This window comes from Geodermatophilus chilensis (genome assembly GCF_002802985.1).
Lineage (GTDB): Bacteria > Actinomycetota > Actinomycetes > Mycobacteriales > Geodermatophilaceae > Geodermatophilus > Geodermatophilus chilensis.
In genome coordinates, this window is the sequence record NZ_NVPT01000104.1 from 1 (window position 1) to 20,213 (window position 20,213).

The window sequence follows — 20,213 nt, forward strand, 5'->3', positions numbered from 1 at the left end:
TCGCCGGCACGCTGTTCGCCGGCTGGCCCCAGGGGCTCGCCGTCGTCCTCGCCGTCAAGGGGCTGGGTCGCTACGCCCAGCTCAAGGCCCCGGCCGCCGGTCCCCGTGCCCCCCGCGGGCCCACCGGTGCTGCCGGGGCCGCCCGGCCCCGCCGATCCGGAGGTGCTGCGCGGCGGGGCCTGGATCGGTGCGCTGGAGCGGGCCGCCGTCGCCGGCACGCTGTTCGCCGGCTGGCCCCAGGGGCTCGCCGTCGTCCTCGCCGTCAAGGGGCTGGGTCGCTACGCCCAGCTCAAGGCCCCGGCCGCCGCCGAGCGGTTCATCATCGGCACGCTGGCCAGCGTGCTGTGGGCGGCGGCGTGCGTCGGCGTCGCGCTGCTGCTGCGCAGCTGACCGGCCGCCGCGCGCGGTGATCACCGAGCGGCGAGAATGGGAACGGAACCGCCCGTCCGTCCCCGGGGAGTCGCTGTGCCAGAGCCCACCGCGTCGAGCGGGATCCGCAACATCGACCTGCTCGGCGTCTACACCAACGACCACCTCGCCTCGGCCACCGGCGGCATCGAGCTGGTCAGCCGGATGCTCGGTCGCTGGCGCGGCACCCCCTACGAGCCGCGGCTCGAGGAGCTGCTCGACGAGCTCCGCGAGGAGCGGTCGGCGCTGGAGGGCCAGATGCAGGCCCTCGGCCTGCCGGTGCAGCAGTACAAGCAGGCCGCGGCCTGGCTCGGGGAGAAGATCTCCCGGGCCAAGCTCAACGGGCACCTGCTGAGCCGCTCCCCGCTGTCGGACCTCGTCGAGCTCGAGTTCATCGCCACCGCGGTCCTGGCCAAGCGCGCCGGCTTCGAGACGCTGCGCGCCGCCGCCGAGGCCGAACCCCGCATCGACGAGGCCCTGTTCGAGCGGCTCATCGCGCAGGCCGACAAGCAGCACCACTGGCTGGCCGACGTCCGCCGCGAGGTCGCCGCCCACGTCTTCGGCGGCCACCCGGGTCCGGCCGACGCCGCCTCCGACACCTGAGCGGGCGATCACCCGGCAGCCCGCCCTCCCCCCAGGTAGAACCGGGGCCATGTGCCACGACACCGACAGCCGGCCGCCCGCCCCGCCGAGGAGCGGTGACGTCGCCGAGCGCGGCACCCTGACCCTGACCTCGACCGACGGCACCGAGGTCGCCGCCGCGTACGCCGCGCCGGCCGGGGAGGCCCGGGTCGGTGTCGTCCTGCTGCCCGACATCCGCGGCCTGCACCCCTACTGCGTGGCGCTGGCCGAGCGGTTCGCCGAGGCCGGCATCCCGGCGCTGGCCGTCGACTGGTTCGGCCGGACGGCGGAGCTGCCCGAGGCCGGCACCCGCGGGCAGGACTTCGACTGGCAGACGCACATCCCGCAGGTCACCGCGGCCGGCGTGGACGCCGACGTCACCGCGGCGGTCGCCTACCTGCGCGAGCGCACCCGCCTGGACCTGCCGGTGGTCACCGTCGGGTTCTGCTTCGGCGGCAGCCACTCCTGGCGGCTGGCCGGCAGCGACCTGGACCTGGCCGCCGGCGTCGGCTTCTACGGCAAGCCGGAGGTGACCGGCGACGCGCCCGCGAAGCGCCCGACGCTCATGGTGATCGCCGGCGCCGACGCCGCCACCCCGGTCGAGGACCAGCTCGCGCTCGCCGAGCGGCTGCGGGCCGGTGGTGCGGAGGTGGAGACCGCCGTCTACGACGGGGCCCCGCACTCCTTCTTCGACCGCGCGTACGGCGACTGGGCGGAGGCCTGCGACGACGTCTGGCGCCGGGTGCTGGCGCTCACCGACCGGGTGGCGGCGAGCTGAGTGCCGCGGCGTCCCCGCCCCCGCGCCGACCTCCTACGCTCGACGCCGTGAGCGAGCAGCAGGGGAGCGGCGGCATCGACCCGGGCGTCATCGAGCTGGCGGCGCGGGTCTTCGACCTGGCGCGCGGCGGGGCCACCGGGGAGCTGGCCGCCTACGTCGACGCCGGGGTGCCGGCGAACCTCACCAACGACAAGGGGGACACGCTGCTCCTCCTGGCCGCCTACCACGGCCACCCGGCGACGGTGGCCGCGCTGCTCGAGCGCGGCGCCGACCCCGGCCGGGTGAACGATCGGGGCCAGACGGCGCTGGCCGCGGCGGTGTTCAAGCAGTCGGAGGAGACCGTGCGCACCCTGCTCGCGGCCGGTGCCGACCCGGACGCGGGCGGCCCGACCGCCCGGGAGACGGCGGCGTTCTTCGACCTGCCGGCGATGACCGCGCTGTTGGACGGTGCGCGTCCCTGAGCCGGCCGGCCGCGCGTGCCAGGGTGACCGCCCGGGCAGCGCGGCGATCCGTGGAGGAGGGCACATGGTCGGGATCCACCCGGGGCCGTGGGGCACCGGCACCTCCGGCGCGCCCACCGCGCGGCGGGCTGAGGCGAGCGACGGGTGACCACGCAGCGCGGTGTCCCGGGGACCGGGGTCCCGCAGGCCAACGGGGTCACCGGCGTGCCGCCGGCCGCCGCCGCGGAGGCCCAGCACGCCGGCGTCCAGGCCCGGGCCGCGGCGGAGGTCGCCTCGGGGGCCGGTCCCGAGGTCGACCTCCTGCCCGAGGACGCGCTCGGCCCGCCGACCGGCGGCATGCCGCGCTGGATGGTGCTGCTGATCGGCGCCGCCACCGCGACCATCGCGATCGCCGGTGTGCGGTCGATCGCCTGGCTGGTCGGCCCGGTGCTGCTCGCCCTCGTCGTCGTCATCGCCCTCGCGCCGGTGCAGCGCTTCCTGCAGCGGCACGGCTGGCCGCGGTGGGCCAGCGCCACGGTGCTGCTCCTGCTCGTCTGGACCGTCCTGCTGGCCTTCGTGGGCCTGCTGGTGGTCTCGATCGCCCAGTTCGCCGCCCTGCTGCCCGACTACGCCGGCGAGGCGGAGGCGCTCATCGCCTCGGTGGTCAGCGACCTCAACGACCGCGGGATCGTCTCCGGTCAGCTGTCGGACCTCGTCGCGCAGTTCGACTACAGCCAGCTGGTGGGCGTGGCCACCGGCGTGCTCAGCCGGGCCACCGACGCCGCCTCCACGCTGGTCCTGCTGCTGGCGGCGCTGGTGTTCCTGTCCATCGAGTCGGGCGGGTTCGGCCGGCGGCTGGCGCTCGTCGCCGCCGAGCGCCCGCACCTGCCGATCGCCCTGGGGCTGTTCGCCCGCGGCACCCGCAGCTACCTCTGGGTCAGCACGGTCTTCGGCGGCATCGTGGCCGTCGGCGACGGCATCGCACTGGCGATCATCGGCATCCCCCTGCCGGTGGTGTGGGGGCTGCTGTCCTTCGTCACGAACTACGTGCCCAACATCGGGTTCGTGCTGGGCCTGGTGCCGCCGGCGATCCTGGCCCTGCTCGACGGTGGCTGGACCGACTTCTGGGTCGTGGTCGCGGTCTACGCGCTGCTCAACTTCGTCGTCCAGACGCTCATCCAGCCGCGGTTCGTCGGCGACTCCGTGGGGCTGTCGATGACCGTTACCTTCATCGCGCTGCTGTTCTGGGGCTGGGTGCTCGGGGCGCTCGGCGCGCTGCTGGCCATCCCGCTCACCCTGTTGCTCAAGGCGCTGCTGGTGGACGTCGACCCCCGCGGGCACTGGCTCGACGCGCTGCTGCGCGAGGAACCCCGAGCGCCCCGGACCAGCCGTGCCCGCCAGCGCGCGAACGCCCGCCGCGCGGCGCTGGCCTCGGTCCGCGCGCTGCACGTCCCGCGGCCGCACCGGCGCCCGCCGGAGGAGTGAAGCCGCAGGTCAGCGCGGAATGTCGGACCCCCGGAGGACGTTGTCACCATGTCGGGCACCCCGCCCGGCACGACGTCTGGAGGACGACATGAAGGGCGACCGTGTCGAGGTCGTGATCGACGCCGGCGGGAGCACCCGCACCTACGAGATCGAGGCCACCCGCGCCGGGCGCCGGGTGGACGTGACCCACGGCCGCGGGCTGGTCGAGGTCACCGAGAGCACCCGGGGCGGCACCTCGGTCCGCACCGCCCGGTTCATGGCCGGCCGGGTCCTGGCGCTGGTCGAGCACCCGGTGCCCCGCCCGGCGCTGGACGACGACGCCGACGTGAGGCCGCTGCGCCCGACCGCGTGAAAGAGGACCCCCTCCTCCCCACCCCTCGCGAGCTCGGGGCGGTGCCCCGGAAGGGGCCGGGGCAGGAGCTGGTCGTCATGGTCGGGCTGCAGGGCAGCGGCAAGTCGACGTGGGTGCGCGAGCACATGGTCGCGACGCACGCCGTCGTCAGCAAAGACCACTGGCCCCACGCCCGCCGCCGCGAGGCCCGGCAGCGGCGGGTGGTGGCCGAGCTGCTGGCCGAGGGCCGCAGCGTGGTCGTCGACAACACCAACCCGGCACCGGAGGACCGCGCGCCGCTCGTCGCGGCGGCGCGGGCGGCCGGCGTCGGGGTCCGCGCGGTGTGGCTGGACACCTCCGTGCCGGTCTGCGCCGCGCGCAACGACGCCCGCGAGGGGCGGGCCCGGGTGCCGCCGGCCGGGCTGTACGGGACGGCGGCCCGGTTCGTCCCGCCGTCGACGGGCGAGGGCTTCGACCGCGTGGACGTCGTCCGCCCCGGCTGACCGCCGCGGGGACACCGCAGCGAGCGCCGGGGAGCGGGGAGCCGACGCCGGCCGGTGGCATCGTCCCGGCGGACCGGCCGTGGGAGCACCCGGCACCGCGGGGCGGAGCCCGGCGGGCGCCGGTGCGGTAGACACGTCCGGCGTCCGCCCGTCCCCGTCCCCCGGAGGTCCCGCGTGCTGGCCAGCATCGGTTACGCCGTCGCCTACACCGGGGTCGGCATAGCGCTGCTGACCCTCGGCTTCGTGGTGCTCGACCTGCTCACCCCCGGCCGCCTCGGCCGGCACATCCACGAGGACCGGTCGGTCAACGCCGGCATCGTGGCCGCCGCCGGGTTCCTCGCCCAGGGGCTGGTCATCTTCAGCGCCATCTGGACCAACGCGACCAGCGGCTTCGGCACGGCGCTGCTCTACACCGTCGTCTTCGGCGTGCTGGGCGTGGTGCTGCAGGCGGTGGCGTTCGTGGTGCTCGACGTGCTCACCCCGGGCAAGCTCGGCGGCCACGTGACCGAGGTGGCCTTCCACCCGGCCAGCCTGGTGCTGGCCGCCGTCCAACTCGCCGTGGCCGGCATCGTCGTCGCCAGCATCTGGCCCTGAGCAGGCCGCTTCCCGCCGTCCCCACCGTCCGCGGGACACGCGGGGCTACCCGCCGGTAGCTCCGCCATCCGGATCCGTACCGTGTGCTCCAGCGCACCTGGACGGCGCGAGATCAGGAGAGGACAACAGATGAGCGAGTCGAACAGCACCGGGGCCCGCGTGGCGATCGTCACCGGGGCCGCGCGGGGCATCGGTGCTGCCGTCGCCAGGCGGCTGGCGCAGGACGGGTTCGCCGTGGGCGTGCTCGACCTGGACGAGGCTGCGAGCAAGGAGACGGTGGCGGTCATCGAGGCGGCCGGCGGTCGCGCGCTGGCCCTCGGTGCCGACGTCAGCGACGCCGAGCAGGTGGAGGCCGCGGTCAGCCGTGTCGCCGCCGAGCTGGGCGCCCCGACGGTGCTGGTCAACAACGCCGGCGTCATCCGCGACAACATGCTGTTCAAGATGACCGAGGCCGACTGGGACACGGTCATGAACGTGCACCTGCGCGGTGCCTTCCTGATGACCCGCGCGGTGCAGAAGCACATGATCGACGCCAAGTGGGGCCGGATCGTGAACCTGTCCAGCACCTCGGCGCTGGGCAACCGCGGCCAGGCCAACTACTCGACGGCCAAGGCCGGCCTGCAGGGCTTCACCAAGACCCTCGCGATCGAGCTGGGCAAGTTCGGCGTCACCGCCAACGCCATCGCCCCCGGCTTCATCCAGACGGAGATGACCAAGGCGACCGCCGACCGGATGGGCGTCGCGTTCGAGGACTTCATCGCCTACGCCGCCAAGGAGATCCCGGTGCAGCGCGTCGGCCAGCCCGAGGACATCGCCAACCTGGCGGCCTTCTTCATCAGCGAGGGCGCAGGCTTCGTCTCCGGCCAGGTCGTCTACGCCGCCGGCGGCCCCAAGGCATAGTCCGCGGCTCGGAGTGCAGCCGACGATGTGCGCTGAGGCGCAGTTCCACGACCGAGAACTGCGCCTCAGCGCCCACCGTTCGCTCGGCCGGCGTGGAGCTGGCCGCCGTCTGCGGGCGGGCATGGCGGTGCGTGCGCCGGCGTTGCACGAACCGTGACCCGCACGCCCCTCCGACTCGCCCTGCTCGGTGACTCCCTCGCGTACGGCTCCGGCGCCGCCGGGCCCGGTGACGCCCTCGGCCCGCGGCTGGCCGCCGCCCTGACCGACGCCGGCTACGACGTCGACCTGTCCGTGCTCGCCGTGCCCGGGGCGGTGTCCCGCGACCTGGCCGCGCAGGTCCGCCGGGCGGTGTCACTGGAGATCGACCTCGCCGTGGTGGTGGTCGGCGCCAACGACCTCGCGCGCCTGGTGCCCCCGGCGCAGGCCGCCGCGGCGCTGGCGAGCGCGCTGGCCGCGCTGCGCGCGGCCGGCACCGACGTGGTCGTCGTCCCGGCGCCGGACATGTCGACCGTCCCCTGGGTGCCCCCGGCGCTGCGACCCGTGGTGCAGGGCGCCTCGAGGCTGCTGCAGCGCGAGCAGGCCGCCGTCGCACGCGCGCACGGCGCGATGGTCGCCGCCGTCGCCGATGCCGTGGCCGCCGCCTTCGGCACCGAGCCGGCGCTGTTCTCCGCCGACCGCTTCCACCCGTCGTCGGCCGGCTACGCGCACATCGCCCAGGCGCTGCTGCCGCACGTGGTCGCCGCCGCCCACGCCCGCCGGGACCCTGCAGGGGGGCCGCCGTCCTCCCCACCCCTCGCAGGCTCGGGGCGGGACCCCGGACGGGGCCACGATCACGGCGCCGTGACCACCGGACCGGCCGGTCGGGTGCTCACGGCGCCGTGATCGTCGCGGGTGGGCCGATCAGGACAGGTGGTGCACCTCCTGCAGCCCGTGGACCGGCGTCGGGATGCCCTCGTACCGGGCCTTGAGCTGCAGCGCCAGGTAGAGCGAGTAGTGCCGCGACTGGTGCAGGTTGCCGCCGTGGAACCACAGCGCCTCCTGCTGGGTGGGCTTCCACATGTTGCGTTGCTCGCCCTCCCACGGCCCCGGGTCCTTGGTGGTGTCCGAGCCCAGGCCCCACACCTTGCCCACCCTGTCGGCGACCTCCTGGGAGATGAGGTCGGCCGCCCAGCCGTTCATCGACCCGTAGCCGGTGGCGTAGACGACGAGGTCGGCGGGCAGCTCGGTGCCGTCGGCGAGGACGACGGCGTCCTCGGTGAGGTGGTCGACCTGCCCGTGCGCCAGCTTCACCTCTCCGTTCGCCACCAGGTCGGCGGCGCCCACGTCGATGTAGTAGCCCGAGCCGCGGCGCAGGTACTTCATGAACAGCCCGGAGTGGTCGTCGCCCCAGTCGAGCCAGAAGCCGGCGTCCTCCATCCGGCGGTAGAAGTCGGCGTCGCGCTCCTTCATCTGCTGGTACAGCGGGATCTGGAACTCGTGCAGGATCCGGTACGGGATCGAGGCGAAGACCATGTCCGCCTTCTCGGTGGTCATGCCGGCGGCGACCGCCTGCTCGGAGTAGAGCGGGCCGAGGCCGATGTCCATGAGGGTGTCGCTCTTGACGATGTGCGTCGAGGTGCGCTGGACCATCGTCACGTCGGCGCCGACCTCCCACAGCGCCCCGCAGATGTCGAACGCCGAGTTGTTGCTCCCGACGACGACAACCTTCTTGCCCGCGTACTCGTCGGGGCCCGGGTGTGCCGAGGAGTGCTGCTGCTCGCCGCGGAAGACGTCCTGGCCGGGTAGCCGCGGGACGTTGGGCTTGCCCGACATGCCGGTGGCCAGCACCAGCTGCTTCGGCCGCAGGGTCAGCGGCCGGCCGTCGCGCTCGATCTCGACGGTCCACTCCTTCGTCGCGTCGTCGAAGGTCCCGGACCGGGCCACGGTGCTGCCCCAGTAGGGGATCTCCATGACCTTGACGTAGGACTCGAGCCAGTCGCCGATCTTGTCCTTCGGGGCGAACACCGGCCAGTTGTCCGGGAACTTGAGGTACGGCAGGTGGTCGTACCAGACGGGGTCGTGCAGGCACAGCGACTTATAGCGGCTGCGCCACTGGTCGCCGGGACGCGGGTGCTTGTCGATGACGAGGGCGGGGACGCCAAGCTGCCGCAGCCGGGCGCCGAGCGCGATGCCGCCCTGGCCGCCGCCGATGATCAGCACGTCCGGCTGCACGGTCGTACCGAGGTCGGCCTCCTCCTGCTCGCGGCGCTCCCGCCAGGTGAGGCGGTGCTTGTTCACGCCGTGCTCGGCGCCCATCGGGCGGTGCTCGCGCAACGGCTCCTCGTGACCGGTGAGCTCGTACAGGGTGGTGAGGAGTGTGAACGCCCGAGTGCCCTCCTCCTGCAGCCGGAGCAGCCCGCGGCCGCGGCCCACGGCGGTCTCGAACTCGATCCAGGCGGTGACGACCCCGTCGGCCTCGGTCGGCTCCTCGGAGGTGCGGAAGCCGCGCGGGTCGGTCTGCTCGAGGGTGGCGGTGAGCAGGTCGCGCACGCCGTCGGGGCCCTCCACCGTGGTGATGTTCCAGGTGAAGGCGATGAGGTCGCGCCAGAAGCTGGTCGGCGCGAACATGCCTGCCGCGCGGTCGACGTCGCGCGCGGTGAGCGCGTCCTCGAACGCGGTCAGCCAGGCGTCGGTGCGGTCGGTGGGGGAGCCGGTGGTCTCGGGTCGTTCGACGGTCTGTGTCATGCGGGGCGCCTCCTGCGTCGTCGCGGGCGGGGTCGCCGTCCAGCAGACCCGATCGGCGGCACGCCGGGGAGGCGTTGCAGGGGGTTGCACGGCATAAGGTCGTGGCGCAGGTCACAGGTGAGGAGCTGCCCATGACCGCTGTCCAGAGCGCCCTGCCGCCCGGAGCCGACCCGCGGGCGCACACGCGGCTGCTCGCGCGCGTGCGCGCCGCGGCCCTGACCGGGGGCACCCCGCCCGCCGCGCCGCGGCCGGTCATCGGCGCGTCGTGGCGCCGGCTGCGCGGCAGCGGGCTGGACCCCTCCCGCACGCCGGACGTCGTCCCGCTGGACGGCGCCGAGCTCGAGCGCCGCCGCGCGGAGAGCGGACTGGCCCCCCTGCTGCCCCTGCTACGTGAGCGCCTCCTGCCGGTGGCCCGCGACGCCGGGCAGGTGCTGGTCGTCGTGGACGCCGGGTGCCGGGTGCTGTGGCGGGAGGGCGGCGCCGAGGTGCGCCGGCGGGCCGACCGGCTGGGCTTCGTCGAGGGCTCCTGCTGGGACGAGGACGTCGTCGGCACCAACGCCATCGGCACCAGCGTGGTGGTCCGGGCCCCGCTGCAGGTGCACGCCGCCGAGCACTACGCCGAGGGGCACCAGCCCTGGACCTGCGCCGCCGCCCCGCTGCGCGACCCGGTCACCGGCCGGGTGCTCGGGTGGTCGACCTCTCCGGGCCGGCGTCGACGGTGCATCCGAGCACGATCGCCCTCGTCGACGCCGTCGCCGCGCTGGCCGGGCAGGAACTCCGGCAGGCCCACAGCCGGCACGTCGAGCGGCTGCGGACGCTGGCCGCGCCGATCCTGGCCCGGCTGACCGGCCCCGGGCTGGTGGTCGGGGTCGACGGGTGCACCGCCGCCGCCACCGGCCTGGCCGCGCCCGACCGGGTGGCGCTGCCGGAGGAGGTGCACGCCGGTGCGGTGTGGGTGCCGGCGCTGGGCCGGTGCGCCGTCGAGCCGCTGCCCGGCGGCTGGCTGCTGCGGCCGTCCGGCCCGGGGGACGACGACCGGCCGGCGGGGCTGGCGCTCGACCTCGCCGGCCCCCGCCCCCTGGTGCAGGTGACCGGGGCCAGCGGCAGCTGGACGGCCGGGCTGAGCCTGCGGCACGCCGAGATCCTGCTCGCCCTCGCCCGGCACCCGGCCGGGCGGTCGGCCGCCGCGCTCGCCGCGGACCTCTTCGGCGACCCGACCCGGACGGTGACCGTGCGCGCGGAGGTCTCCCGGCTGCGCCGCACCCTGGGTTCGGTGCTGCTGACCCAGCCCTACCGGGTCGACGAGGACGTCGCCGTCGAGGTGCGGCTGCCCACGCCGGCCGCCCGGCTGCTGCCGGCGTCCACCGCACCGGTGGTGGAGCGGCTGCGGCGCGGCTGACGGTCAGGAGGCCGGCGCGTCGGGCTCCTCGGGCAGGTGGGTGCGGGCCCACAGCGCCGCCGAGGTGCGGTCCCGGACGCCGATCCGCTGGAAGACGCTGGTCAGGTGCGCCTTGACGGTGCTCTCCCGGATGCCGAGGCGGCGGGCGATCTGCTTGTTGGCCAGCCCGCGGCCGACCAGGCCGAGCACCTCCTGCTCCCGGTCGGTGAGCCCGGCGGCGCGGGCGGGGCTGCGCCGGGCGTGCAGCACGGTGCGTGCCACCCGGGGGTCGAGCGGGGAGTGGCCGCGGGCGGTGGAGCGGATGGCGGCGAGCAGGTCGGCCGGCTCGGTGTCCTTGAGCACGTAGCCGCCGGCGCCGGCGTCCAGGGCCTCGATCACCCGCTGCTGGTCGGAGTAGGAGGTGAGCACCAGCACCTCGACGTCCGGGTGTTCCTCGACGATGCGGCGGGTGGCCCCGACGCCGTCCAGCACCGGCATGGACAGGTCCATCAGCACCACGTGCGGCGCCAGCCGGGCCACCTCCTCGAGCGCCTCGGCCCCGTCGGCCGCCGTCCCGACCACGCGCACGTCGCCGGCCGCGGCGATCAGGCCGGACAGGCCGGTGCGCATGAGCGCGTGATCGTCGACGACCAGGACGTCGATCACGGGCGGGGGACCTCCAGACGCAGCGTCGACCCGGCACCGGGGGCGGTGCGCACGGTGAGGGTGGCCCCCGCGGCCGTGGCCCGGTCGGCCAGCAGGCGCAGTCCGAGGTGGCCCTCGCGCGAGCGGCCGGTCGCCGGTGCGACGTCGAAGCCCACGCCGTCGTCGGCGACCTGGAGGACCAGCCGGCCGGGGCGCTGCTCCACGGTGACGGTCACGCTGCGGGAGCGGGCGTGCTTCACCACGTTGCGCAGCGCCTCCTGCACCGTGCCCAGCAGCAGCGTGGCGGTCGCGGGCTCCACCTCGAGGTCCTCGGCGACGGACAGCCGGACGTCGATGCCTCGCGGCCGCAGCCGCGCGGTGAGGTCGGCCAGGGCCCCGGGCAGCCCGGCCCGCTCGAGGGTCGGCGGGTGGATCTCGACCAGGAGGGAGCGCAGCGAGCGCACCGCCTCCCGCAGCGCCCCGGCGGCCTGGCCCAGCACCTCGGCGACCTGCCGGTGTTCGCCCCGCTCGGACCCGGCCCGCAGGTCGTCGGCGGCACGGGCGACGAGCAGCGCCGAGGCCGAGACGTCCTGCACGACGCCGTCGTGCAGGCTCCCGGCGATGAGCCGGCGTTCCTCGGTCGAGACGTCCAGCGCCCGCGCCTGGAGCAGCTCGCGCTCCTGCTGGGTGGCCCGCAACTGGGTCAGCATGCGCCGGGCCAGCGGCAGCTGGACGGCCACCAGGGTGAGCAGCACGACCATCGAGATCGGCGCGAACTGCACCCAGATCTCGAAGCGCCGCTCGGTGGCCTCCTCGTACGCCGAGTAGGTCTCCAGCAGCAGCGGCTCGCCCCCGGGGCCCTCGATCAGCCCGTAGACCTCCAGCAGCCGGCCCGCCGAGCGCTCGAACCGGTTCTCCGGACGGGTCAGGTCGCTGACCGCGGCGCGGGTGACGCCGTCGCGCAGGGTGTGCCGGCCCGCGTCGTCGAGGGGGTAGCCGAGCCCGATCAGGCGCGCCTCGTCGGAGTAGACGACCCGACCCTCGGCGGTCCAGATCTTGACCCGGAGGACGGTCGTCTCCGCCAGCCGCTCCCGCAGTGCGGCGTCGACGGCGGCGACCGTGGCGGGGTCGCCGGCCAGCAGCCGCTCGTCGACGAGGGGCTGCACGAGGACGACGGCCAGCAGTTCCGTCGTGCGCCGGGCGTCGGCGAGGGCCTCGTCCTCGGCCGCCTCCGCGCCGGCCCAGAGGCCGCCGGCCAAGAGCAGGACGACGGCCACCAGGTTGGCCAGCACGAAGCGGAGGACGGCCCGGCCCACCGAGGGGGACGCCGGCCGGGCCGGGGCGGCGGCCGCGCCGTCCCCGAGCACGACCCAGCCCGGGTCCACCGCGGGCGCGGCGACCGTCGTGGGCTCCGTCGCCATCGCACCCCCGCTCGGTGCAGGCGCGCAACGGGCCTGCGGGGGTGTTGTGCCATCCCGGGGCGGCGGCGCGCAAGGGACCGGCGGGTGGGGTGCCCCGGACGGGCGGATGGCGGACCGCGTCGCGGGCCTCACCGGAGGACCCGCAGCCAGGCCCGCCGCAGCGGGTGCTCGTCGCCGTCCGTCCGCGCGGCGTCCGCCGGACCGGCGCCGTCCACCCCCGCCCGCGTACGGGACAGCACCGACTGCAGCGTCTGGGCCAGCAGCGTCGGGGCGCCGGGCGGGACCACCGTCCCGCGGTCGTGCAGGTCGGGGTGCGCCGCCAGCGGGGTCGCCACCACGGGGCGGGCGGTCGCCAGGGCCTCGCGGAGGGCGATCCCCGTGGCCGGCAGCACGCCGGTGTCGTCGCGGTGCGGCAGCACCAGAACCGCGCAGCCGTGCACGGCGCTCCGCACGGCGGGGGCGGCCAGCCGGCCGCGGAAATCCACCCGCTCGGCGAGGCCGAGGTAGGCCGCCTGGTCGTGCAGGACCCGCGCCAGCGGTCCGGTGCCGACGACCTGCACGGCCAGCTCGGGTTGGTCGTCGGCGAGCATGCCGAAGGCCGTCAGCAGGGTGTCGACCCCGCCGGCGGGCACGAGCGGCGCCACGCACAGCAGGCGGCGCGGTGCGACGGGACTCGTCATGGCACACCCCTCCCGGTCGGGCCCGGGGTCGCTGCACCAGCCCGCCGGTCGGGGCCGCACCTGGACGGGGGTCGTACGACCCCCGTCCGCGGACCCCCGGGGCGGCGGCGGACCGCTCGGCCGCCGGGGTCGGACGGGGTGGGGGGTGCGGCGTCCCCCACCCCGTCGTGCTCACTCGGTCGGCGGCTCGTCCTTGCCGGCCTCCTCGGCCGCGTCGGCCTCCTCCTTGGTCCGGTGCACCGCGCCGTCGGCGTGCTCCGGCGGGCCGTAGACCGTGTAGAGGACCAGCGGGTTCGGGCCGGTGTTGACGAAGTTGTGCTTCGTGCCGGCGGGGACGACGACCAGGTCGCCCTGCGCCACCTGCTTCGTGGACCCGGAGATCCGCGCCTCCCCGGTGCCGCTGACGAAGGTGAGGATCTGGTCGATGTCCTCGTGCACCTCCTCGCCGATCTCACCGCCCGCCGGGATGGTCATGATCACCAGCTGGGTGTTCTTGCCGGTCCACAGCACGCGGCGGAAGTCGTCGTACTTCTCCGCCTCGGTCGCGATGGTGTAGTGGATGACGGACGCCATCGGGGGCTCCTCTCCTCGGTCGGGCACGGGTCGGTGCGGCCGCGGTCCGGTCGGACGCGGCGGACGACGCCCCTCCTGCCCGCGGTCCGCGCCGGTCATTCCTGCGGCCCCGTCCCGGGTCCCGTCGGCCACCCTTCAGGGGCCCGCCGGCCCCGTCCCGGGTCCCGCCCCGAGCCTGCGAGGGGTGGGGAGGACGGGGTCCTCTCACGAGGCGTGGGGGGAAGGGTGGTCCTCTCTCAGCCGCGGCGCTCGAGCAGGCCGACCAGGACGGCCGCGGCGACGTCGGTGTCCTCGGTGATCCGGGCGGCCTGGCCGCGCTCGACGCGGGCGAGCATGAGCTCGTGGATGCCGCCGACCGCGGCGAGCACCAGCTCCTCGTCGACCGGGCGGACCTCGTCGGGGAAGCGGGCGACCAGGTCGTCGGCGGTCTCGCACAGCAGGGCCACGTAGCGGTCGAGGACGTGCCGGCGCAGCGCCAGCCCGCTGCGGCCGGCGGCCTGCACCTCCACCAGCACCGCCCAGGCGACCTCCGGGCCGGAGGCGAGGGCGGAGAGCAGCGCCGAGACGGTCGCGCGCACCCGGTCGCGCCACGGCAGTCCGGCCGCGGCACTCTCCTGCTGGGTGCGGCGCAACCCGTCGAGGACCTTGTCCGTCGCCCGGGAGACCAGCTCGAGGAGGCAGTCCTCCTTGTCCTGGAAGTGCGCGTAGAGCACGGTCTTCGACACCCGGGCCACCCGCGCGATGTCGGCGACGGTCGTGGCGCGGTAGCCCTTCTCGGCCATGCAGGTGGCCAGCGCGCCGAGGATCCGGCCACGGCGCTGGGCGTCGTCGACGGTCGGGTCGTTCTCGAGCTCGACGAGGCCACCCACCCCCGAGACTGTATCGGCGCGGGCCGATCCGGGTCCCCCGCCGCCGCTCGGCACCGGGTCTGCGGCGTGTCCGGACGGGGCACACCGGGGCGGTGACCGATCTCACCGGCGGACCGGGAAGGGACGGCGGCGCTCGTGACGTCGTTCCTGGGGTGACGACCGCGACCGCCGCCCGCCCGACCGCCCGTGCCTACGGGGTGTGGCTGGTGGCGCTGGTCGCCTACGCCGTCGCCGTCTTCCACCGCGCCTCCCTCGGCGTCGCCGGGGTGGAGGCGCAGCAGCGCTTCGACGCCGGCGCCTCCGCGGTCTCGCTGTTCCTGGTGCTCCAGCTGGCGGTCTACGCGGGCATGCAGGTCCCGGTCGGGGTGGCCCTGGACCGGTTCGGGTCCAAGCGTATGATCCTGGCCGGCGCGGTCACGATGGCCGCCGGACAGCTGGTCCTCGCCCTCGCCACCGACGTGCCCACCGCCGTCGCGGCCCGCGTCCTGGTCGGCGCCGGCGACGCCATGACCTTCATCAGCGTGCTGCGCGTCGTCGGCTTCTGGTTCCCCGGGACGGCGGTCCCGCTGATCACCCAGCTCACCGGCATCCTCGGCCAGCTCGGGTCCGTCGCCGCCGCCTACCCGCTGGTGGCGCTGCTGCACAGCACCTCCTGGACGGCGACCTTCCTCGGCGCGGCCGGCACGGGGCTGCTCGTCGCCGTCCTGGTCCTGGTCGCGCTGGCCGACGCGCCCGCGGGCACGGAGCTGCCCCGCGCGGCGGGGATGGCCGAGGTCCGGCGCAGCCTGGCGCTGACCTGGCGGGAGCCGGGCACCCGGATCGGCCTCTACACCCACCTGGTCACCCAGTTCTCCGGCACCGTGTTCGCGCTGCTGTGGGGCTACCCGTTCCTGGTGCTCGGCCAGGGCCTGAGCCCGGCGACCGCCGCCGGACTGCTCACCCTCCTGGTCCTCGTCGGCATGGGCGTGGGCCCGCTGCTCGGCCGGCTCTGCGCGCGCTGGCCGCTGCGCCGCTCGGACCTGGTCTTCACCATCCTCGCGCTGACCGCGGCGGCTTGGACCGTCGTGCTGCTGTGGCCGGGCCGGGCGCCGCTGCCGGTGCTGGTCCTGCTGGTCGTCGTCCTCGGCACGAACGGCCCCGGCTCGATGATCGGCTTCGACTACGCGCGCACCTGGAACCCCGCCGAGCGGCAGGGCAGCGCCAGCGGCGTGGTCAACGTCGGCGGCTTCGTCGCCTCGCTGCTCACCGTCCTGGCCGTGGGCGCGGTGCTCGACCTGCTCACCCCCGGCGGCTCGACCGACTACTCGCTGGACGCCTTCCGCACCGCGTTCGCCGTCCAGTACCTCTTCTGGGCGATCGGCCTCCTGGGCGTGGTCCGGCACCGGCGGCAGCTGCGCGCCCGGCTGGCCGGCGACGGCGTCGTCCTGGCGCCGCTGGTCGTCGCCGTCGGCGCCCGGCTGCGCGGACGCTCGGCCTACCACTGAGAAAGGACCCCCCTGCCCCCCGCCACTCGCACGCTCGCGGCGGGACCCTGCAGGGGGGCCGCCCGTCCTCCGACCACGCGCAGGCTCGGGGCGGTGCCCTGGACGGGGCCGCCCCTGCCCCCCGCCACTCGCACGCTCGCGGCGGGACCCTGCAGGGGGGCCGCCCGTCCTCCGACCACGCGCAGGCTCGGGGCGGTGCGCGGGGCCGCCCGTCCTCCGACCACGCGCCGTGGCCGGCCGGGCACGCAGGCGGCGGACACCACTGTCGCGCCCGCCGCGCCGGGAGCGCGGCCGCCCACCCGGTCCCTGTGGTCTGGCACCGTCCCGGCCCTCGGGCAGGAACGGGAACGCAGGGAGGCGCGGTGTTCCGACGCAACGATGTCCCGGCCGGCGGTGGGTCGGGAGCGGGCCGGCCGCCGTCCTCCCGCGCGGACCGCGCACCGTCGGGGGAGCTCGACGCCCTGCTCGAGCCCCGGCCGCTGTTCCGCGCGGCGCTGCGCGGCTACGACCGACTGCAGGTCGACAACTACGTCGCCTGGGCCGAGACCGAGCTGCTCGCTGTCCGGCATGCCAACGACGACCTGCTGACGCGCTACGGCGCCTGCTCGGCGGAGCTGGAGATCTCCCGGCGGCTGCTGGCGTGCTCCCCGGCCGGGCGCGAGCAGGTGCGCACCTCCGAGCGGGTCGGGGAGATCCTGCGCCTGGCTGCCGACGAGGCCGCCCGGCTGACCGAGGCCGGCGTCGCGGACGCCGACCGGCTGCGGGGGGTGGCGCGGGCCGAGGCCGACGCGCTGCTGCGGCGGGCCCGCGAGGTCCGGGACGGCGCCGTCGCCGACTGCGAGCGCATGCGGGCGGAGGCCGAGGAGGCCCGGGCGGCGGCGGAGGAAGAGCTGGCGCGGGCGCACGCCGAGGTCCACCGGCTGACCGCGCAGCTGGACGAGGTGCTGCAGGCCCTGGCCGGGGAGGCGCCCGACACCGCGCCCCTGGCCGGCTGAGCCGATAGCGTCGGGCCCGACCGCAAGATCCCAGCGGGAGGTGCGCGTGGACGTCGTCGTCGGGCTCGACTCGGGGACGACGGCGACGAAGGCGGTGACCGCGGGCGTCGACGCCCGCGTCCGCGACCTGGTGAGCGTGGGGTACCCGCTGCTGGTGGCCGCTCCCGGCCGCGCCGAGCTCGACGCCGGCCGGCTGCAGCAGGCCGCGATCGAGGCGCTCACCGCGATCGCCGGACGCGCCCGCGAGCGCGACGACCGGGTCGTCGGGGTCGCGCTGTCGGCCGCCATGCACGGCCTGGTGCCGATGGACGGCGACGGCGCGCCGCTGGGGCCGGTGGTCACCTGGGCCGACGCCCGGGCCGCCGAGTGGGCGCAGTCGCTGCACGCCGACGGGCGCGCCCCCGCGCTGCACGCCCGGACCGGCACCCCGGTGCACGCGATGTCCCCGCTGGTGAAGCTGTCCTGGGAGCGCGCGCAGGACGCCGACCGGGTGGGCGCGACCCCGCGCTGGGGCGGGGTCAAGGAGCTCGTCGTGGCGGCGCTGTGCGGCGGCCCGCAGGTGCTCGACCGCTCGTGCGCCTCGGCCACCGGCCTCTACGACGTCCGCGCCGGCCGGTGGGACGACGAGGCGCTGGGCATCGCCGGCGTGCGGGCCGACCAGCTCGGCGAGGTGCTGCCCACGACCGCGGTGCTGCCGGGCCTGCGCCCCGACGTGGCCGCCGCGACCGGGCTGCCGGCGGACACCCCGGTCGTCGTCGGGGCCTCGGACGGGGTGCTGGCCAACCTCGGCGTGGGCGCGGTGCGCCCGGAGGTCGCCGCGGTGTCGCTGGGCACCAGCGGCGCGATGCGGGTCGTCGTCCCCACGCCGCGGGTGGACCCGGGTCGCCGGCTGTTCTGCTACGCCCTCACCGACGAGCACTGGGTGGTCGGGGGAGCGGTGAACAACGGGGGCTCGGTGGTGCGCTGGGCCTCGCAGGCGCTCGCTCTGGACCCCGGCGACCCCGTGCCGGAGGGCGAGGCCGCCGACGAGCTCGACGCCCGGCTGCTCGAGGAGGCGGCGGGGGTCCCCGCGGGGAGTGCCGGGCTGCTGTGCCTGCCGTACCTGCTGGGCGAGCGGGCGCCGTGGTGGCGCTCCGGGTTGCGGGGGGCCTACCTCGGGCTGCGCCGCGAGCACCGCCGGCCGCACCTGGTCCGCGCGGCGGTGGAGGGGGTCTGCCAGCAGCTGGCGCTGGTGCGCGACGCCTTCTCCGCCACCGACGTCCCGGTGCGCGAGGTGCGCGCCACCGGGGGAGCGGTCGCCTCGGCGCTGTGGGTGCGCACGCTCGCCGCCGCCCTCGACCTGCCGGTGCGGGTCGCCGACTCGCCGGAGGGCACCGGCCTGGGCGCCTGCCTGCTGGGGCTGCACGCCCTCGGCGCGCTGCCGGACCTGGACGCCGCGACCGCGCTGGTGACCGTGCACGACCCGGTCGAGCCGGACCCGGACGACGCCGCCGTCTACCGGGAGCTGCGGCCGCTGGTGGAGCGCTCGACCGACGCGCTGACCGACGTCCTCACCGCGCTGGACGCCCTCGACGACACCCCGTCCGACCCCGTCTGACCCGCCGTCCGATCCCCCGAGGAGGAAGCCGTGCCCGAGGTCGAGCCGGCGCTGGGTGCCGGCCCGCTGCTGCTCATCGCGGCCGCCGCGGTCGCCGTCCTGCTGTTCCTGATCATGAAGCTGAAGCTGCACGCCTTCCTCGCGCTGGTCCTGGTCAGCCTGCTCACCGCGCTGGCCACCCGGATCCCGCTCGAGGACGTCGTCACCACGCTGACCAGCGGCTTCGGCTCGACTCTCGCCGGTGTCGCGCTGCTGGTGGGGCTGGGCGCGATGCTCGGCCGACTGCTGGAGCACAGCGGGGGCGCGCAGGTGCTGGCCGACAGCCTGATCGGCCGCTTCGGCGAGCAGCGGGCGCCGCTGGCGCTGGGGGTGGCCGCGCTGCTGTTCGGCTTCCCGATCTTCTTCGACGCCGGGCTGGTCGTCTTCCTGCCGATCGTCTTCACGGTCGCCCGTCGGCTGGGCGGCTCGCTGCTGACCTACGGGTTGCCGGTCGCCGGTGCCTTCGCGGTGATGCACGCCTTCGTGCCGCCGCACCCCGGGCCGGTCGCCGCCGCCGAGCTGATCGGCGCCGACATCGGCCTGGTGCTGGTCTTCGGGCTGCTCATCGGCCTGCCCACCTGGTACCTCGGTGGGTACCTGTTCGGCCTGTGGGCCGGGCGCCGCTACGACGTCCCGGTGCCGCACCTCCTGGACGACGACGCCCCGCGGACGGCCGATGACGAGCCCGACCCGTCGGTCGAGGGCACCTCGCCGGGCATCGCGTCGGCCGGCGGCCGGCGCACCGAGACCGCGACCCGGCCGGCGCCGCCGCGCTTCGGCGCCGTCGTCGGTCTCCTGCTGCTGCCGCTGGTGCTGATCTTCCTCAACACCGGGCTCTCCACGCTGGCGACCGCCGGCGCGCTCGACGAGAGCTCGGTGGTCGTGCGCACCGGCCAGCTGGTGGGCGCCACGCCGGTCGCCCTGCTGATCACCGTGCTGGTCGCGATGGTGGTGCTCGGCGTGCCGCGCGGGGAGAGCGGCGCGCAGGTCGAGTCGATCGTCAACAGCGCCCTCGGGCCGGTCTGCGCGATCATCCTGATCACCGGCGCCGGCGGCATGTTCGGCGGTGTGCTGCGGGCCAGCGGCATCGGGACGGCGCTGGCCGACGTCCTCGGCGACATCGGGCTGCCGGTCATCGTGGCGGCGTTCGTCGTCTCGGTGCTGCTGCGGGTGGCGCAGGGGTCGGCGACGGTCGCGCTGACCACCGCGGCCGGGCTGATGGCGCCGGTCGTCGAGGCCACCGAGGGGCTCTCGTCGGTCGACCTGGCGCTGATCGTCATCGCGATCGCCGGCGGGGCCACGGTGCTCAGCCACGTCAACGACTCCGGCTTCTGGCTGGTCAGCCGGTTCTTCCGGATGGACGAGAAGACGACGCTGAAGACCTGGACGGTGATGGAGACCCTGCTGGGCACCCTCGGCTTCCTCATCGCGCTGGTGCTCAGCCTCTTCCTCTGACCGGCACGCCAGTTCGTCCCCTCGGGGCGGACCCGGACCCGGACCCGGTGCTGCGGTGCTGCGGTGCTCTGCCCCTGCCCCGCACTGTGGGCAGGGGCAGAGCACCGCAGCACCGCAGCACCGGGTCCGGGTCCGGGTCCGCCCCTGTCGCTTCTACACATCTGACGCTGCCGACGACTCCTCCCGGTTTGCTGCGCTTAGCCACCTGCTCGTCCTCAAACTACACCGTCACCCGCAACCTATCCTACCTCGCGCGGGTTCTGCTGCTACTACGTCGTCTCCTACCACGCCGA

The 20,213-nt window shown here is 75.8% G+C and carries 21 protein-coding genes; 15 read left to right on the plus strand and 6 right to left on the minus strand.

Annotated elements, in window-relative coordinates; all coding sequences use genetic code 11:
* The first annotated feature begins 105 nt into the window (after window positions 1-105).
* The 10 genes from CNO22_RS17265 to CNO22_RS17310 all read left to right on the plus strand — a co-directional run bounded on the left by CNO22_RS17265 (window position 106) and on the right by CNO22_RS17310 (window position 6,942).
* A complete protein-coding gene (locus tag CNO22_RS17265) occupies window positions 106-390 on the plus strand; it encodes a hypothetical protein (RefSeq protein WP_232807119.1) in 285 nt (94 codons plus the stop codon).
* 75 nt (window positions 391-465) lie between these two features.
* Window positions 466-1,011, plus strand: coding sequence for a hypothetical protein (locus CNO22_RS17270; protein ID WP_100500536.1), 546 nt, complete (start codon window positions 466-468; stop codon window positions 1,009-1,011).
* 49 nt (window positions 1,012-1,060) lie between these two features.
* Window positions 1,061-1,807, plus strand: a complete 747-nt coding sequence (locus tag CNO22_RS17275; protein WP_100500537.1) for a dienelactone hydrolase family protein — start codon at window positions 1,061-1,063, stop codon at window positions 1,805-1,807.
* Between the two features lie 47 nt (window positions 1,808-1,854).
* The gene (locus tag CNO22_RS17280) at window positions 1,855-2,268 is read left to right on the plus strand and encodes an ankyrin repeat domain-containing protein (RefSeq protein ID WP_232807120.1); all 414 of its coding nucleotides are present in this window, start codon (window positions 1,855-1,857) and stop codon (window positions 2,266-2,268) included.
* 144 nt (window positions 2,269-2,412) lie between these two features.
* Window positions 2,413-3,732, plus strand: a complete 1,320-nt coding sequence (locus tag CNO22_RS17285) for an AI-2E family transporter (RefSeq protein WP_100500538.1) — start codon at window positions 2,413-2,415, stop codon at window positions 3,730-3,732.
* Window positions 3,733-3,820: 88 nt separating this feature from the next.
* Window positions 3,821-4,084: a hypothetical protein gene (locus tag CNO22_RS17290; RefSeq protein ID WP_100500539.1), complete on the plus strand. Its 264-nt coding sequence runs from the start codon at window positions 3,821-3,823 to the stop codon at window positions 4,082-4,084.
* Window positions 4,085-4,125: 41 nt separating this feature from the next.
* Window positions 4,126-4,566 (plus strand): ATP-binding protein, encoded by a 441-nt coding sequence (locus tag CNO22_RS17295; protein WP_232807121.1) that lies wholly within the window; start codon window positions 4,126-4,128, stop codon window positions 4,564-4,566.
* A 174-nt stretch (window positions 4,567-4,740) separates the two neighbouring features.
* A complete protein-coding gene (locus CNO22_RS17300) occupies window positions 4,741-5,160 on the plus strand; it encodes a DUF350 domain-containing protein (RefSeq protein ID WP_100500540.1) in 420 nt (139 codons plus the stop codon).
* Between the two features lie 129 nt (window positions 5,161-5,289).
* On the plus strand, window positions 5,290-6,060 hold the full coding sequence (gene fabG / locus CNO22_RS17305; protein WP_100500541.1) for a 3-oxoacyl-ACP reductase FabG: 771 nt from the start codon (window positions 5,290-5,292) through the stop codon (window positions 6,058-6,060).
* Between the two features lie 153 nt (window positions 6,061-6,213).
* The gene (locus CNO22_RS17310; RefSeq protein ID WP_232807122.1) at window positions 6,214-6,942 is read left to right on the plus strand and encodes a GDSL-type esterase/lipase family protein; all 729 of its coding nucleotides are present in this window, start codon (window positions 6,214-6,216) and stop codon (window positions 6,940-6,942) included.
* A gap of 18 nt (window positions 6,943-6,960) precedes the next feature.
* Here CNO22_RS17310 and CNO22_RS17315 read toward each other — a convergent pair whose 3' ends face one another.
* Window positions 6,961-8,784, minus strand: a complete 1,824-nt coding sequence (locus CNO22_RS17315; protein ID WP_100500542.1) for an NAD(P)/FAD-dependent oxidoreductase — start codon at window positions 8,782-8,784, stop codon at window positions 6,961-6,963.
* A 131-nt stretch (window positions 8,785-8,915) separates the two neighbouring features.
* Between CNO22_RS17315 and CNO22_RS28435 the strand changes: the two genes are divergently transcribed.
* Entirely contained in the window at window positions 8,916-9,629 is a 714-nt protein-coding gene (locus CNO22_RS28435) for a GAF domain-containing protein (RefSeq protein ID WP_198588401.1), read from the plus strand.
* 557 nt (window positions 9,630-10,186) lie between these two features.
* On the opposite strand, the gene CNO22_RS17325 is transcribed toward CNO22_RS28435, so the two are convergent.
* The 5 genes from CNO22_RS17325 to CNO22_RS17345 all read right to left on the minus strand — a co-directional run bounded on the left by CNO22_RS17325 (window position 10,187) and on the right by CNO22_RS17345 (window position 14,350).
* Entirely contained in the window at window positions 10,187-10,828 is a 642-nt protein-coding gene (locus CNO22_RS17325) for a response regulator (RefSeq protein ID WP_100500543.1), read from the minus strand.
* Window positions 10,825-12,228, minus strand: a complete 1,404-nt coding sequence (locus CNO22_RS17330) for a sensor histidine kinase (protein WP_100500544.1) — start codon at window positions 12,226-12,228, stop codon at window positions 10,825-10,827. Before CNO22_RS17330 ends, CNO22_RS17325 begins: the two co-directional genes overlap by 4 nt.
* A 128-nt stretch (window positions 12,229-12,356) precedes the next feature.
* Window positions 12,357-12,908 (minus strand): glycosyltransferase, encoded by a 552-nt coding sequence (locus CNO22_RS17335; protein WP_100500545.1) that lies wholly within the window; start codon window positions 12,906-12,908, stop codon window positions 12,357-12,359.
* Window positions 12,909-13,079: 171 nt separating this feature from the next.
* A complete protein-coding gene (locus CNO22_RS17340) occupies window positions 13,080-13,481 on the minus strand; it encodes a cupin domain-containing protein (protein ID WP_100500546.1) in 402 nt (133 codons plus the stop codon).
* A gap of 236 nt (window positions 13,482-13,717) precedes the next feature.
* Window positions 13,718-14,350 (minus strand): TetR/AcrR family transcriptional regulator, encoded by a 633-nt coding sequence (locus CNO22_RS17345; RefSeq protein WP_100500547.1) that lies wholly within the window; start codon window positions 14,348-14,350, stop codon window positions 13,718-13,720.
* A 152-nt stretch (window positions 14,351-14,502) separates the two neighbouring features.
* Here CNO22_RS17345 and CNO22_RS17350 point away from each other — a divergent pair, with 152 nt between their 5' ends.
* The 4 genes from CNO22_RS17350 (at window position 14,503) to CNO22_RS17365 (ending at window position 19,920) form a co-directional block, all read left to right on the plus strand.
* Window positions 14,503-15,834, plus strand: a complete 1,332-nt coding sequence (locus CNO22_RS17350) for an MFS transporter (protein ID WP_100500548.1) — start codon at window positions 14,503-14,505, stop codon at window positions 15,832-15,834.
* Window positions 15,835-16,196: 362 nt separating this feature from the next.
* Entirely contained in the window at window positions 16,197-16,829 is a 633-nt protein-coding gene (locus CNO22_RS17355) for an ATP synthase subunit B family protein (protein ID WP_100500549.1), read from the plus strand.
* A gap of 46 nt (window positions 16,830-16,875) precedes the next feature.
* A complete protein-coding gene (locus tag CNO22_RS17360; protein ID WP_100500550.1) occupies window positions 16,876-18,426 on the plus strand; it encodes a gluconokinase in 1,551 nt (516 codons plus the stop codon).
* A gap of 30 nt (window positions 18,427-18,456) precedes the next feature.
* Complete coding sequence (locus CNO22_RS17365; protein WP_100500551.1) at window positions 18,457-19,920, plus strand: GntP family permease; 1,464 nt, start codon at window positions 18,457-18,459, stop codon at window positions 19,918-19,920.
* Window positions 19,921-20,213 lie beyond the last annotated feature (293 nt).

Coding starts and splice junctions, on each gene's coding strand:
- CNO22_RS17340 (WP_100500546.1), bottom strand. CDS start 13,481: ATGGCGTCCGTCATCCACTACACCATCGCGACCGAGGCGGAGAAGTAC.
- CNO22_RS28435 (WP_198588401.1), top strand. CDS start 8,916: ATGACCGCTGTCCAGAGCGCCCTGCCGCCCGGAGCCGACCCGCGGGCG.
- fabG (WP_100500541.1), top strand. CDS start 5,290: ATGAGCGAGTCGAACAGCACCGGGGCCCGCGTGGCGATCGTCACCGGG.
- CNO22_RS17275 (WP_100500537.1), top strand. CDS start 1,061: ATGTGCCACGACACCGACAGCCGGCCGCCCGCCCCGCCGAGGAGCGGT.
- CNO22_RS17335 (WP_100500545.1), bottom strand. CDS start 12,908: ATGACGAGTCCCGTCGCACCGCGCCGCCTGCTGTGCGTGGCGCCGCTC.
- CNO22_RS17315 (WP_100500542.1), bottom strand. CDS start 8,784: ATGACACAGACCGTCGAACGACCCGAGACCACCGGCTCCCCCACCGAC.
- CNO22_RS17290 (WP_100500539.1), top strand. CDS start 3,821: ATGAAGGGCGACCGTGTCGAGGTCGTGATCGACGCCGGCGGGAGCACC.
- CNO22_RS17330 (WP_100500544.1), bottom strand. CDS start 12,228: ATGGCGACGGAGCCCACGACGGTCGCCGCGCCCGCGGTGGACCCGGGC.